A 15,520-nucleotide genomic window follows, 5' to 3' on the forward strand; every position below is an offset into this window, starting at 1 on the left:
TTATTTGCGATATTCATTATCGCCTCAATAGCACTTATTAAATATATCAGCTTTCTTTTTCTTGGTCAAGTCTATTTATGTGAATATCTCTTAATATTACAAATAAATCGTAATTTCAGTCCCCTTATCATTCGAATCTTTCACACTAATCTCTCCACCCATTGATGTCACTAGTTCCTGCACAATAGCGAGGCCAAGCCCATTACCTTCTATTTGTTTATTTCTAGACGGATCTACTCTATAGAAACGTTCAAATATTCTTTTTTTGTCTTGATTTGAAATACCAATACCAGTATCTGATACTGCTATAAAAAATCTTGTCTTTATTTTGCCTACTTCAACTACCATACGCCCATTATCAACATTATATTTAACAGCGTTTTGCAATAAATTACCTAAGATAGTGGCTATCTTATTTTTATCAAACTTTACATAAAGATCTTTTGTTATTCTCTTGTCTACTATTAAATTTTTACTTTTAATAGTACTACTTAATAAATCTAACTCATAATTTATCATAGCATCTAAATTGAAACTCGAAATATTTTCTTTGGGTTTTTGCCCTTTTGCTAATTTTAATATCTCTTGAATTAATACTTCTAATTTTTCACTTTCGTCATAAATAATATTTAAAAATTTGTTAGTTGTACTTGAATCAACAGATTCTTCTAAAAGAGTTTCAGCAAATCCTTTAATTGCTGTTACTGGTGTTTTCAATTCATGACTCACATTTCCGACAAATTCATTTTGCATTTTCTCTAATAATTTCAGCTCAGTTATATCATATAAAATTACGATTACTTGAAATTCTACATTGTTATTTGCTATATAGACGACCGTTGCATCAACCACTCTGTTTGTATTGGCAATTTCAACTTCATCTCTTTGCTTATCTTGTGTTTTAATGGCTTTTTCAATTAGTCCACTCAATTTGTATGTTTTAATATCATCAATATATGAATGTTGCTTACTTTCTATCTGTTGGCCTAATAATTTAGAAATCATATCATTTACGACTAGTACTTGTCTTTTATGATCAATTTGCATAACCCCAACTGTCAAATGTTCAATTAATTTTAGATAGTTATTATTTTGTACCTGATAGTGAATATTTCTTTTCTTTTGATAACTTTCAACACGATTAATGGCTTTCGATAATTCAAAATTGGGACTATCTGTATCTAGTAATACATGATAAGAATCTCCTTTATTGACTAAACTATTCAATATATTAGCCATTAATTCGGACTCAGCACCTGCTTTAGATGCTATTTTATAAAGTATAGCTATTTCAATCAAACTCAACACACTTACTCCAATAATACTATTCTTACTAAAAAGTTTCCCGGATACATCCCATAGAAGTGTCATACTAAATGTTAAATTTAGCAACAAGATTAACGTCGTAATTATCCATTTTAGTTTTTGTTTCATTTATTCTCCTCAAACTTATAGCCAAATCCTCGAACTGTCTTTAAATATAGGGGGTTTTTAGCATCTACTTCTAATTTTTCGCGTAAATGGCTCACATGCATATCTATCATCCTTGTTTGCCCTTCATAATCGTATCCCCAAACACCGCTCAATAACTTTTCTCTACTTAGCACACGTCCTGTTCGTTTAATAAAATATACTAAAAGTTCGAACTCTTTTGGTGTTAATGCAACTTTTTCATCATTTTTATAAACTGAATAGTTAGAAAAATCAATTTTAAAATCTTTAAATTCTCTCACTTCATTATCAATTTGTTCATCCTTAGATGAGTCATGTTCAGTACGTCTCAAAATAGCCTTAATTCTTGCTATTACTTCTCTTGGACTAAACGGTTTAGTCATATAATCGTCTGCACCAATTTCTAAACCAATTATTTTATTCAATTCATCATCTTTAGCCGTTAAAATGATTATTGGCGTTTTTACTTTTTCTTGTCTTAATTTTTTTGTAACTTCGATACCATCGTAACCAGGCAGCATCAAATCGAGAATAATGAAATCAAAATTTTGTTCTGTTGCTTTTTTAAATGCACTAGGCCCATCTATTGCTACATGCACTTCATAGTTCGCATTTTCTAGATTATACGTTAACAGCGTAACAATTGCTGGTTCATCATCTACAACTAAAATTTTTTTCATTATTTATCCCCCTGATAACTAAATTTATTTAATTATGACTAACCCTATTTCATATGGTGAGTCTGAAAATATCGCACTTTCTGTTATTTTTGTATCTCCACTAAATGTCCTAATTTTTAATCGACAATACGTTGAGCTACTCTGTAATGCTTCATACAATTCGGTTTCGTTTCTAACTTCAATGCCATTACATTGAACGACCACATCACCAACCTCTACGTCCATCTTTGAAGCTGGCGTACCTGGGCGTACCCCTACAATTAATATTCCTTCATTGGATTCTGCAAACCATTTTTCTTGTTTATTATCATGGCGTTTGATCATATATTGGCTGATACAATACGCAACTAATAGAACAATTAATCCATATATCCCCATTATTGGTATAAATATAGCCATTATCGCTAAACCTGTCCCTATAAAAGCTAAATATAAGTATTGTTTTTTTATAAATTTGATAGCTACTCTTGGTATTTCTTTATAGATACGTAATGATAGCCCAACAATTAATGGTAAAATAATGATGTTAAATTCTGTACCTGCTATATGAATAATTGGCCACCAAGAGAGTACACTATGGAATTGATCACCCGGTGTTAGAATTACAAGTGGCACCAGATACAGATCCTTCATACTAAACGACGATATATTTCGCCCTCGTTTACCTGACTGTGTGTTCGGCGATAAGGGACTATTTCTGAATAAATACAGCGCACAAGCAGTTATAAATAAAATGACTGTCCCTATCAGTAGAATCCCTGTCGTAAATTCAACGTGAAATTCTTCATATTTAAATATTTCAAAATTACTTAATTGAGATTTAGTCATCCCATATACTAGTCCCGATATAATAAATAGCGGAAAGATAGCATCAAATACTGGGTATAGTAGTAGTCCTAAAATCATAAAAATAGCATAAATAACTACCCAGTTAATAGGCAACATAACACCTAGTCCAAATAGTAACATTGATCCAATAATACTAAAAATAAAGCCTACTTTTATTGCATGACGTCCCTCATAAAAATCACTATCGACAGCTGTTCTAAATGCTTGTCTCTCTTTTTTAATTCTTCGTGTATACATACCATAAATCAGTATAATTGCTAACCAAAGCGTTGGTTGCATGAAAAAGTTTCCAATAATTTTAAGCGTTACCATAAATGCACCTATTTTCTTTAATATATAGTACTCAAATTATATCATGCTTTGTCATGATTCAAAAAAGATAATCATAATAACAAAAAAGACTGAATTTTGCATTTAGCAAAATCAGTCTTTTAAAATTTAATTAAATTTTAAGGAAACGACGCATTGAAACGAACGATCCTAAAGCACCAATAATTATCCCGATTGACACTAATAATAAATCAATTTCTGCCAAGAAAGTTCCTGGTGTTAATAATTGATAACTAGTTGATGCCAACGAAACTTGTAAACCGTTATAAATCCAAATATAGCCAAAATCAACTAAAATAATTGGAATGATAGCACCTAAAAGCCCAGTCCATGCACCTTCAAGTAAAAACGGCCATCTGATAAATCCATTCGTCGCACCTACTAGACGCATAATTCCAATCTCATTTCTTCGAGATAAAATTGTGATTCTAATCGTGTTAGAAATTAAGAATACTGCAACAAAGAGGAGTAAAGCACTAATAATCATACCCCATTTTTGGATATTACCAACTACTTTAAATAGTTTTTTAGCAGATGTGCCCCCAAAACTAGCATCATTTACATAATCTAAACTTTTAGCACGTTTTGCAATTTGCTCAGTTTGTTTTGGTTTTTTAGTTTGAACATCAAATGTATCATATAGTGGATTATCATCCCCACCAAATAACTTAAATTCATTACCATAACTACCAACAACTTGTTGTAATTGCTCCTTTTTACTTGAAAAAGTAACTTTTTTAACTTCTGAATAACTTTCAAGTTTCTTTTTCAAATCAGCCTGTTGATTCTTTGTTGTCTTTCGTTCAACAAACACTCTGACTTGAACATCGTTCTCAACATCAGATGCTAATTTATTTACGTTCATTAAGATTGAAAGTAACACCCCAACCAAAATTAACGTTACAGTAACAGCACTAATAGCAGCAACAGACATCCATCCATTACGACGTAAACTCTTAATACTTTCACCAAAATGACGCCTAAACGTTCTCATTTTCATAACCGTATTTTCCTCCTTCTTCATCTCGGGCAATACGGCCATCTTCAATAGCCAACAAACGATGTGGATATTTGTTCACAATAATACTATTATGAGTTGCCATGATAACTGTTGTCCCTTGTTCATTAACTTTTTCTAAAATTGACATAATATCATCTGACGTTTCAGGGTCTAAATTCCCCGTTGGTTCATCAGCAATTAAGACTTCTGGTTTATTTGCAACTGCACGTGCAATCGCAATTCTTTGTTGTTCACCACCAGATAATTCTTCCGGAAATTTATCCGCCTTGTCAGACAAATCAACAAGATCTAGCACGTAATCAACACGTTCTTTAATTTCTGCAGGTTCTTTTTCAATAACTTCTAACGCGTATGCAATATTTTCAAAAATTGTTAAACGAGGTAATAATTTGAAATCTTGGAATACAATTCCTAAATCTCTTCGTAAAAATGGTACTTCTTTTGGTTTCATCGTTTCTAAATGAAAATCATTTACTGTGATTTCACCAGATGTTGCTTGTTCTTCATGGTACATCATTTTTATAAATGTCGACTTTCCGGCACCACTAGGTCCAACCACATATACGAATTCACCTTGGTCAATTCGAAGATTAATATCATTGCTTGCAATAATATCATCAGAATATTGTTTAAATACATTTTTAAATTCTATCAAACAGTGAATCCTCCTGTGTCTATTTTCATAACATTTTCATTATAGCATGATTATTTACCTTTATATTGCAGTAGTCTTACAATTAAGTTTCATTTTTTAACTTGGATTTTCATTTTTTAATTTCCACTGTAAATAAGCATTAATAAATCCATCTATATCACCGTCCATTACCGCTTGAACATTACCAGTCTCAAAATCGGAACGATGATCCTTAACCATTGAGTATGGGTGGAACACATATGATCGAATCTGCGACCCCCATCCAATATCCATTTGTTCACCTTGAATGGCAGCACGTTCTTTTTCTTTTGCTTCCATTTCAAGTTGATATAACTTAGATTTCATCATACTTTCAGCCGTTGCCCTATTTTGAAATTGTGACCGCTGCGCTTGGCTCGAAGTTACTATCCCTGTTGGAATATGAATTAATCTAACTGCTGAAGATGTTTTATTAATATGTTGTCCACCAGCTCCGGATGATCTAAATACTTCCATTCTGATATCATCTTGATTTAATTCTATTTCGACTGAATCATCCAACTCTGGCATCACATCAACAGATGCAAAAGACGTGTGGCGTCGACCAGCAGCATCAAAAGGTGAAATACGAACTAATCGATGCACCCCTTTTTCACTCTTAAGATAACCATACGCGTTTACTCCCTTAATAAGAAGCGTCACACTTTTCAATCCCGCTTCATCGCCAGATTGATAATCTACTGTTTCGACGATTAGCCCACTTTTTTCAGCCCATCTCGTATACATTCTAAGTAACATTAATCCCCAATCCTGAGATTCGGTACCTCCTGCACCTGGATGGATTTCTAAAATAGCATTTCTGCTATCATAAGGTTCATTCAATAATAATCGTAATTGATACTTGTCGAGTGCTTTTTTTGTCTCGTTAAACAAGTCATCAAATTCTATTAGCATATCATTATCATTTTCTTCTTGTAATAATTCAAGCATGACTTGTAATTCTGATACCTTACTCTCTAAATCATGAAACGCATCATATTTACCTTTTAATTGATTGTTTTCGTCAATAACTTTTTGTGCTTCTTCTTGGTGATTCCAAAAATCTGGGTTAGCCATTCGTTCTTCATTTTCAGAAATACGTTCATTCAGCGTCTCTAAGTCAAAGAGACCCCCTGAAGTTAGTTATTTTTTGTTCCATTTCATTAATTTGTTTCCTATAATCGCTTAATTCCATCAATTTTCTCCTTAATTTACTAAAAAGAGTCACCTTCAAACTCTATCGAATTCGGAAGTGACTCTTTAATAATGTTCTCTGATTAACTTTTTGATTAACGTTTAATATTTTGTCTGATTTCAGCTTTCATAAATAAACGTGTCACTTCAAATTCTATTGCTCCAACGACTTCTTCGAACATTCTAAATCCATCTGATTGGTATTCAACTAGAGGGTTTAATTGTCCGTAGCCACGTAGTCCAATAGACTGACGAAGTTGATCCATTGCATCAATATGCGCTGTCCATTTATCATCAACAACACGTAACACAACCACTTTTTCAAATTCAAGCATTTGTGCTGCATCAACTAATTGATCTTCTTTAATTTCATAGTTCTTTTCAGCGCGGTCGACCAAGTAGGCTTCGATTTGGTTAGCATCTTTACCTTCTAAATCTGCCAATGAGATACTGTCTTCATTAACCATTGAAGAGACAGCAAAATCTACAATAGCTTGTAAATTCCATTCATTTTGGTCACCTTGCGTGTGCATCTGAACAATATGATTAACAGTACGTTGTATCATAGGCATAATAACAGGTTTTAATGTTTTTTCTTCCATAATAATTTGTTGTCTCTGGTTATAAATAACCTCACGTTGTTCACGCATAACATCATCATATTGTAAAACATTTTTACGTGTATCATAGTTATTACCTTCGACACGTTTTTGTGCTGATTCAACTTGTTTTGTAATCATACGACTTTGGATAACAGCGTCATCTTCAGTAATGTTCATACGTTCTAAGAAGCTCTTAATACGTTCTGAACCGAATCGTAACATCAAATCATCTTCCAAAGAAAGATAGAATTGTGTCATCCCATCATCCCCTTGACGGCCAGCACGGCCACGAAGTTGATTATCAATACGACGAGATTCATGGCGTTCTGTACCAATAACAGCTAATCCACCAATTTCTTTAACGCCAGGGCCTAATTTAATATCAGTTCCACGTCCGGCCATATTCGTAGCTATGGTAACAGCACCACGTTGTCCAGCATTTAAAATGATTTCAGCTTCACGTTCATGATTTTTAGCATTTAAGACAGCATGTGGAATTTCAGCATCATCTAACATTTGTGCCAATAATTCTGACGTTTCAACTGCTACAGTACCAATCAACATAGGTTGACCAGCTTCATGGCGTTCTTTGATATCAGCAATGACAGCTTTAAATTTGCTATTTAAAGATGGATACAATAAATCTGCTTTATCATCACGAATAATAGGTTTATTCGTTGGAATTTGAACAACTTCCATATTATAAATTTCACGGAATTCTTCTTCTTCAGTTTTAGCAGTACCCGTCATACCAGATAATTTCTTGTACATTCTAAAGAAATTTTGGTAAGTGATGTTAGCCATTGTTTTAGTTTCGTCTTCAATTTCAACATGTTCTTTAGCCTCGATAGCTTGATGAACACCATCAGAATAACGACGACCTTCCATAATACGACCAGTAAATTGATCAACAATCATAACTTCACCATCTTGTACAACATAATCTTTATCACGTAGCATAACAAAATTAGCCCGTAATGCATTATCCAAATGATGAGTCAAAATTGTATTATCTGTATCATATAAATTATCTAGTCCAAAATATTTTTCACCTTTACGAATTCCTTCTTCGGTTAATGAAATTGATTTTGATTCAAGATCAATTTTATAGTCTTCTTCTTCAGTTAACGTTTTAACAAAACGATCTGCACGAACATACATGGCAGTCGTCTTTTCAGCTTGACCAGAAATAATCAACGGTGTTCTAGCTTCATCAATCAAAATTGAATCAACTTCATCGACGATAACATAGTTTAAAGGTCTTTGAACCATATCTTCACGATAAACAACCATGTTATCACGTAAGTAATCAAAGCCTAATTCACTATTTGTTGAATAGGTAATATCAGCTGCGTAGGCTTCGCGCTTTTCTTCAGCTGTTTTTTCGTTAATATTCAATCCGACAGTTAAACCTAACCATGAATATAATTCGCCCATTTCTGTTGCATCACGGCTTGATAAATATTCATTAACAGTAACAACATGAACACCTAGACCTGAAATTGCATTTAAATAAACGGGCATAGTAGCTGTTAAAGTTTTACCTTCACCAGTTTTCATCTCCGCAATATCACCATTATTTAAAACCATTCCACCAATCATTTGCACACGGAATGGGTATAGTCCTAACACACGTTTTGCGGCTTCTCGTACCACTGCAAATGCTTCTGGTAAAAGATCATCAAGCGTTTCACCTTCTTGATATCTTGCTTTAAAAGCAGGTGTTTTAGCTTTTAGTTCATCATCAGATAATAAAGCCATCTCGTCGGCCATATTTTCAATATTATCGGCTATTTTGCCTAGTTTTCTTAATTCACGATTATCACTTTCAACCCATTGTCTTAATACATTTGCCATTTAGCTTTTCCCCTTATATATCAAACACATTTATTGAATTATTTTTAATTATAATATCATTTTTTATAGTATCACTAAATCAATAAATTTTAAACTAAAATAACAAAAAAGCCCTGAGTAGTTAACTTACTCAACAGGCTTTTCAAGGTTAGTTTAATCTTCAGCTTCAATTAAACCATAGCGACCATCTTTACGTTTGTAAACAATGTTAATACCCTCTGTATCAGCATCTTCGTAAATAAAGAAGTTATGGCTCAACATATCCATTTGTAAAATAGCTTCTTCACTATTCATTGGTTTTAAAGAAACATGCTTTGTCCGAACAACATCAAATTTGCTTACTTCATCAATAGAATCTGATTCTTCATCAGCAATTTCATTACGAATTTCAATATCTTTAATTCCCTTGCCTCTTGATTGGCGATTAATTTTAGTTTTATATTTGCGAATTTGACGTTCTAATTTATCAGTCACAAGATCAACACTTGAAAGTAAATCTTGTGATGTTTCTTCAGCTCGAAGGACGAGAGAAGGCATCGGAACTGTCACTTCAACTTTGGCCGTTTTATCTGAATAAACTTTTAAATTAACATGGGCCGTTGAATTAGATGTATCAGTAAAGTATTTTTCTAATTTAAATAATTTCTTTTCAACATAATCTCTAGTAACATCTGTAACTTCAACATTTTCACCGCGAATATTGTATTTTAACATAATAAACTCTCCCTTCAATCTACAGCAGGTAACGAAACTATTAATTACCTTACCGCTTGATTTAATTATAAGCGAATAGACTTAAATTTACAAATGATATCCCTTAACAAATCTATTTAAAACGCCATTGTAATCGTTAACAGTCATTTTAACTTTTGCTTAAATATATCATACTAATTTATTTAAAAATTGTACCTATTGTTCATTATCTTGCAAGGGTAATACTCTTAATGCTTTTAGCATTTTGTGCTAACAAAATATGGGCATAAAATAGTGTTCGGCCGGTAGTATAAATATCATCCACAATCAAAACAACTTTATCCGATAAATCTGGGCAATCTGGACTAAGTTCAAACGGTTGAATTAATTCAAGCCTTTGTTGCCTATTTTTATGCGATTGTTTTTCTTTAACCGTATTATTTCGCACTAAAAAATGATCATGCTTAATATCTAAAAGACCACAGACTTGATTAAATCCTCGATTATTTAACGTTTCAGAATCAACAGGTATCACCACGAGGTAATCAAAATCAATTGTTTCTATTTTGTGCTTTAATTGTACTTGAAAAATAGTTCTCAGCTGATAATCACCATTAAACTTATAATTTTTAATGATATCTTTCATAAAATCATTATAAATGTACAACGCTTGATTCTGAAAATTTAAATTAGGATAAATAAGTTGCCATTTCTTACAATCCGCACATAATTGTGGCCTATTTTGTTCTCGACCGCATCCTCTACAGGCTAACTGAGTATTAATCAATCGTAACTGCTCCTGGCATCTCTTACAAACTATCTTTTTTTCATAAGGTTTAGTCGATAATATAAATGCTAGCGTTAATTTTTGACTAAATGTATTATGACAAATCTGACAGTTTCTCATATCTTTAATTTCCTTGCTTTACGATTCATCGTTTTTATTTGTCCAACTGCCTTTTTTATTGAAATCGTGTAGTCACAACATAAAAAGATAACGTCACCAAACGGACGATTGACATTACGTCCCACTCTGCCAGCAATCTGAACTAACGCTGCCGTTGAAAAAGTTTTATCATCTGCACCCAGAACAAAAACATCCAGATTAGCAAATGTCACACCACGTTCTAAAATTGTTGTTGTGATTAGATACCGTAGTTCGCCTGTTCTAATTGCCTTAACTTTATCTAGTCTATCTGGATCTTCAGAATAAACAGTGTCCCCCTTTAAATTAGGAAACTTCTTTTTAAATGCTTCCATTACTGGTTCCAATAACCAAATTTTCGGCACAAAAATTAAAAATGGATCCTTACGTTTTAGCCACTCTGTCATTTTCAGTGTTAATTTTTTGGGTAAACGTCCTTTTTTTAAATTCTTTTCCCACGCTTTTTCAAATTTAATTTTAATTTCAGGCAATAATTGACCATGAAAGCGTATTGGTAAATAACTAACCGTTAATTGTTTTAAGCGAACCTCCTTTAACAGATCCTCACTTGGGGTTGCCGTTAAAAATAAACTTGCCCCTTTTTGTTTAGTTGCTTGTGTTGTTGCTTGAAGCAGTAATTGATTCTGTGCATATGGAAAGGCATCTACCTCATCAACTATCATAACGTCAAACGCTTTATGAAATCTTAACAATTGATGTGTTGTACAGATGACTAGTTGGGTATAACGGTATGGTTCCGTTGTCTTTCCGTGCAGCAAACAAATATCAATATTTTGAAATGCTGCCTGCAATCTCGGAAATAATTCAATACAAACATCGACCCGTGGTGATGCTAAACAGATGCGCTTACCATCCATAATAGCAGCTTCAATACCTTTGAATAGCATTTCTGTTTTACCAGCGCCGGTTACCGCCCACAGTAAATGCCGGGCACCCGAATTTTTAAAAATTTGTTTCACTTCATTAGCACATATTTCTTGGCTAGTCGTTAATTCTCCATTCCACGTCAATGGACTCCCTTTTTGAGTTGAAAACAAGTTGGGTTCAGGTATAGTATAAAGTGTAGTCGTAGTTGAAATACGTCCTAATATCATACAGTATGAACAATAGTACCGGTCACCTTGTAATTTATTTTCCTTTAAATTAAGTTGTGAAAGGCATCTGCGACAGATTAATTGTTTATCTTCAATACTAATTCCTGGGTACGACGTAAGTTCATCTAAATTAATAGTTTCGTCAATTTCTGAATCAGTTATTAAACGACCATACAAACTTGAAAGTGTCATTCTCCTCAATCCCTTCAATAAGTTTAAATACGCAAAGGAACCTTAATTATGTCAAAAAATTATTTAACAATTAAAGAATCTGGTTTAGCCACATTAATTGAAAAGAAGTCTTCCTTCATTTGTCGTGTCACTCGAATCGCGACAGAATCTGATGCAGTTGCTTTTATTGAATCAGTCAAGAAATTAGAACCTAAAGCAAGACATCACTGTTTTGCATACACATTTGGTACTGAGTCTGAAATCCAACGTCAAAGCGATGATGGTGAACCCTCTGGAACGGCTGGTGTTCCCATTCTAGAAGTTATTAAAAAAAATCAGCTTAAAAATATTTGTATCGTTGTTAGTCGAAAGTTTGGTGGTATTAAGCTAGGTGCTGGTGGTTTAATCCGTGCTTATAGTAATGCTGCTTCGCAGACGATTGAACAAATTGGTATCGTTGAACGTATTTTACAAACCGAACTTATTTGCCAAATTGCTTACCAAAATGTTGGAAAACTTGAAAATTATCTTGAAAAAAATTCAATTATAATCCAACACACAACCTATCTTGAAACAGTAGAAATAACTTTAGCAGTTGATAAAAATTTGATATTAACCTTACAAGATCAACTAATCAACCTACTCAATAACCAAATAACTTTTAAATTAGGCCAAGATTTATATAATGAAATTCAAGTTAAGTAAAAAGGATGCCCAATTACTGGACATCCTTTTTACTATCTATTTTTTTGAAGTCATCGTTTTAACAATTCTTTTAATCCAATTTAGCAGTGGCTTTCGTTTAGATCCAACTAATCCGATGGACTCTACGAATAGTTCTAGTCCCACTAATGTCGCAACTGACATTAGTATTGAACCCCAAATTGATGATATTGGATAAAGTAATGAAATAAATGAAAAAATTAACGCAATGCCATATATAACTAATACTGTCTGTCGATGCGTTAACCCCATTTGCATCAAACGATGATGTAAATGATGTTTGTCTGCTTGAGAGATAGGCTTTTTATTTAAAATCCGGCGTAACATTGCATAAACAGTATCCGTAATTGGTACACCCAATATTAAAACAGGCACAATAATAGAAATAAAAGTTGCATTTTTAAGTCCAGATAAAGAGAATACTGAAATCATAAATCCAATAAATAACGCGCCTGTATCCCCTAAGTAGATTCTAGCTGGAAAGAAATTATATGGCAAAAATCCAATCAGAGCAGCAACCAGCGTAAACATCATAATTGCAATATAACTATTTGTATTAACTAAAAAGAAATAGCCTACCAAACCACTTGTAAATAAATCAATAATGGAAACCCCAGTTGCTAAGCCATCTAATCCGTCTATTAAATTAATAGCATTTGTAATAGCTAAAATCCAAATAATTGTAATAGGGAAACTCATCCATCCTAAATTAATAATACCAAAATAAGGTAAAGTGAATGTCGTCATTCGCATATTTGAAAAAAAGTAGACGATCAAGGCGGCAACTGTGATGCCAAACATCTTTTGGCGTGGTTTTAATTCAAACTTATCATCTAAAACACCGGTGATAATAATTACCAATTCAGCAACAAACAGTGTCACTAACATTTTTATTGGATATTGATTTTTTAAAATAAAAAAATTCGTAAAGTTAAAAGCTATAAAAATGGCTAATCCACCCATTGTAGGCATTGAAACCTTATTTACTCGTCTATTATTTGGAACATCGACTGCTCCAATTTTAATTGAAAATAGTCTAATAACGGGAGTTAGCAACGCGGAGATAAGCGCTGTTGCGAAAAATGCTACGATAATTGGAAACATTTTGATATCTCTCCTTAAAAATATTCTGTCATAGTAGTCTTAACTATACCACGTTGTTAAATAAATACAAAAAAAGTATCAATTAAATTTAATTGATACTTTTCAATGTTTATTTTTTCAAATGATAATTATATGTTGCAACAATAATATTCTCGCGAGAATTTAAGACCGTTCTCAATCTTAAACTCGTTTGATTATGAAGAATATTTTGCCATGGTTTTCTTGGAACAAACTGTGGTACTAAGACTGTCGTTGTGAAGTTACGAGCAGCGGCATTCTTAGCAATAACATCTGTAAATTTCACAACAGGTGAAGCAATTGAACGATATGACGAATGTAAATCAACAAAACGAACACCAGGGAAACGTTCTTTAAATTCACGTTCCGTTTCATGTTCTTTTTCCGGATTTGTATCGAAAGAAACGTGCATTGCAATTACGTAGTCACCAATTGAACGTGCATAATTAATTGCACCCGTTGTAACATGCGTTACAGAACTAACTAACACGATAACTGTGGAGCCATCGTAATCATGAATTTCTGCTTCTTCTGTTAAACGTAATTGTTCGGCAACTTTATTGTAATGATCATTTATTTTATAGAATATAATATACATAACTGGCATGATAATAAAGAATGGCCATACTGTTGATAAGCGATATCTAAAGAGAATCAACAAAATACTAAATGAGATAAAGGCCCCTAAGAAATTGTAAAAGGCTTTCATAATCCAACCTTTTGGGCGATCATGATACCATTTTACAATCATCCCTGTCTGAGACAACGTAAACGGAATAAACACACCTACCGCATATAATGGAATTAATAATGACGTTGATCCATTAAATATAAATGTTAAAATAATTGATCCGGCCGCTAACGTGATAATTCCGTTAGAGTAGCCTAATCGATCACCTTTATCCATATACAAATGAGGCATAAATTTATCTTTAGCTAAATTAAACGCTAAAATTGGAAATGCCGAGAAACCTGTATTTGCAGCTAATACTAAAATCAATACTGTTGAAAATTGGAAAACGTAATACAAAATACCTTGTCCAAATGTTGTTTGTGCAATTTGTGAAAGAACAGTTACTTTTTCAGTAGGAATAATGCCATACCAATAGTTTAAGAATGTTATTCCACCAAAGAAGACTGCCAAAAGCGTCGCCATAATTGTTAAAGTAGCAGCAGCATTTTTAGCATGTGGTTTTTTGAAGAAAGGCACTGCATTACTAATTGCTTCAACACCAGTTAATGAAGATGATCCCGATGAGAATGCTTTCAAAAGTAAGGCTAGTGTAATTCCAGGAACGGCCGTACCCACAGCAGCTGTTGCGTGGTAAGGTACTTGACCTGTCATAATATTATAACCACCAACTAGTAACATCAATATAATCATAACCACGAAAAGATAAACAGGAATAGTTAAGAATGAAGCTGATTCCCGCAAGCCTCGTAAGTTCATTGCCATTACCAAAATAATAATAACCACTGAGATTGCTACTTGATGTCCATATAACGAAGGTACCGCAGAAATCAATGCCTCAGTCCCTGCGGAAACACTAACCGCTACTGTCAACATATAATCAATTAAAAGCGATCCACCAGAAATTAATCCAGCATTTTTACCTAAGTTTTTACTTGAGACAACATACGCGCCTCCACCCTTAGGATAAGCATGGATAATTTGGCGATACGAAATTGTAATTGAAGCCAATAAAACTAAGACTAACAATGCAATTGGTAATGAATACCAGATTGCCATTGCTGAAAAGCCCACTAAAACGGTAACAATTTGTTCCGTACCATACGCCACAGATGAGAGTGCATCTGACGATAAGAGCGCTAATGCCTTAAATTTTGATAATTGTTGATCTCCTTCTTCAGAAGATTTTAATGGCTTCCCAATTAAAAGTCTCTTTAAATAACGACGCATTTCTCTTTACCCCTTATGTTCTATATTTAAAAATCCATTCATAAATGATGCCAAAACAGCGCATTTATTTTACTGAATAGTTATTTTAATTACTAATTTCTATTCACCGAATTCACTCTATTTTACTCGTTTATTTTTAAATATACAATACTGCAAACAAACTTTATTTTCAGCATAAAAAAAGAGCTACTA

General features: G+C 33.1%; 13 protein-coding genes. 1 reads left to right on the forward strand and 12 read right to left on the reverse strand.

Annotated features, from left to right (window positions below):
- Positions 1-96 precede the first annotated feature (96 nt).
- From AC1RPU_RS07195 to AC1RPU_RS07240, 10 genes are all read right to left on the reverse strand, one after another.
- Positions 97-1,239, reverse strand: a complete 1,143-nt coding sequence (locus tag AC1RPU_RS07195; RefSeq protein WP_481762412.1) for a sensor histidine kinase — start codon at positions 1,237-1,239, stop codon at positions 97-99.
- A gap of 191 nt (positions 1,240-1,430) precedes the next feature.
- Positions 1,431-2,132, reverse strand: coding sequence for a response regulator transcription factor (locus tag AC1RPU_RS07200; RefSeq protein ID WP_481761964.1), 702 nt, complete (start codon positions 2,130-2,132; stop codon positions 1,431-1,433).
- 24 nt (positions 2,133-2,156) lie between these two features.
- The gene (locus AC1RPU_RS07205) at positions 2,157-3,293 is read right to left on the reverse strand and encodes a PDZ domain-containing protein (protein WP_481761963.1); all 1,137 of its coding nucleotides are present in this window, start codon (positions 3,291-3,293) and stop codon (positions 2,157-2,159) included.
- A gap of 130 nt (positions 3,294-3,423) precedes the next feature.
- Positions 3,424-4,311 (reverse strand): permease-like cell division protein FtsX, encoded by an 888-nt coding sequence (gene ftsX / locus AC1RPU_RS07210; RefSeq protein ID WP_481761962.1) that lies wholly within the window; start codon positions 4,309-4,311, stop codon positions 3,424-3,426.
- The gene (ftsE, locus tag AC1RPU_RS07215) at positions 4,292-4,987 is read right to left on the reverse strand and encodes a cell division ATP-binding protein FtsE (protein WP_481761961.1); all 696 of its coding nucleotides are present in this window, start codon (positions 4,985-4,987) and stop codon (positions 4,292-4,294) included. The genes ftsX and ftsE overlap by 20 nt, the downstream gene beginning before the upstream one ends.
- Positions 4,988-5,083: 96 nt before the next feature.
- A protein-coding gene (gene prfB / locus AC1RPU_RS07220) for a peptide chain release factor 2 (RefSeq protein ID WP_481761960.1) occupies positions 5,084-6,200 on the reverse strand; the annotation gives its coding sequence in 2 pieces (ribosomal slippage) (positions 5,084-6,127 and positions 6,129-6,200; 1,116 coding nt in all).
- 94 nt (positions 6,201-6,294) lie between these two features.
- Complete coding sequence (gene secA, locus AC1RPU_RS07225; protein ID WP_481761959.1) at positions 6,295-8,658, reverse strand: preprotein translocase subunit SecA; 2,364 nt, start codon at positions 8,656-8,658, stop codon at positions 6,295-6,297.
- Between the two features lie 153 nt (positions 8,659-8,811).
- Positions 8,812-9,372 (reverse strand): ribosome hibernation-promoting factor, HPF/YfiA family, encoded by a 561-nt coding sequence (hpf, locus tag AC1RPU_RS07230; protein ID WP_409021489.1) that lies wholly within the window; start codon positions 9,370-9,372, stop codon positions 8,812-8,814.
- Between the two features lie 205 nt (positions 9,373-9,577).
- On the reverse strand, positions 9,578-10,138 hold the full coding sequence (locus AC1RPU_RS07235) for a ComF family protein (protein WP_481761958.1): 561 nt from the start codon (positions 10,136-10,138) through the stop codon (positions 9,578-9,580).
- Between the two features lie 116 nt (positions 10,139-10,254).
- Positions 10,255-11,583: an ATP-dependent helicase ComFA gene (locus tag AC1RPU_RS07240; RefSeq protein ID WP_481761957.1), complete on the reverse strand. Its 1,329-nt coding sequence runs from the start codon at positions 11,581-11,583 to the stop codon at positions 10,255-10,257.
- Positions 11,584-11,631: 48 nt separating this feature from the next.
- On the opposite strand from AC1RPU_RS07240, the gene AC1RPU_RS07245 reads away from it, so the two are divergent.
- Positions 11,632-12,267, forward strand: a complete 636-nt coding sequence (locus tag AC1RPU_RS07245) for a YigZ family protein (RefSeq protein ID WP_481761956.1) — start codon at positions 11,632-11,634, stop codon at positions 12,265-12,267.
- A gap of 36 nt (positions 12,268-12,303) precedes the next feature.
- On the opposite strand, the gene AC1RPU_RS07250 is transcribed toward AC1RPU_RS07245, so the two are convergent.
- Entirely contained in the window at positions 12,304-13,389 is a 1,086-nt protein-coding gene (locus AC1RPU_RS07250; RefSeq protein WP_481761955.1) for a glycosyltransferase family 4 protein, read from the reverse strand.
- A 109-nt stretch (positions 13,390-13,498) separates the two neighbouring features.
- Positions 13,499-15,328: an APC family permease gene (locus AC1RPU_RS07255; protein WP_481761954.1), complete on the reverse strand. Its 1,830-nt coding sequence runs from the start codon at positions 15,326-15,328 to the stop codon at positions 13,499-13,501.
- Positions 15,329-15,520: the final 192 nt, after the last annotated feature.

Source organism: Dellaglioa sp. CoH-55-MRSF-7, from assembly GCF_056782235.1.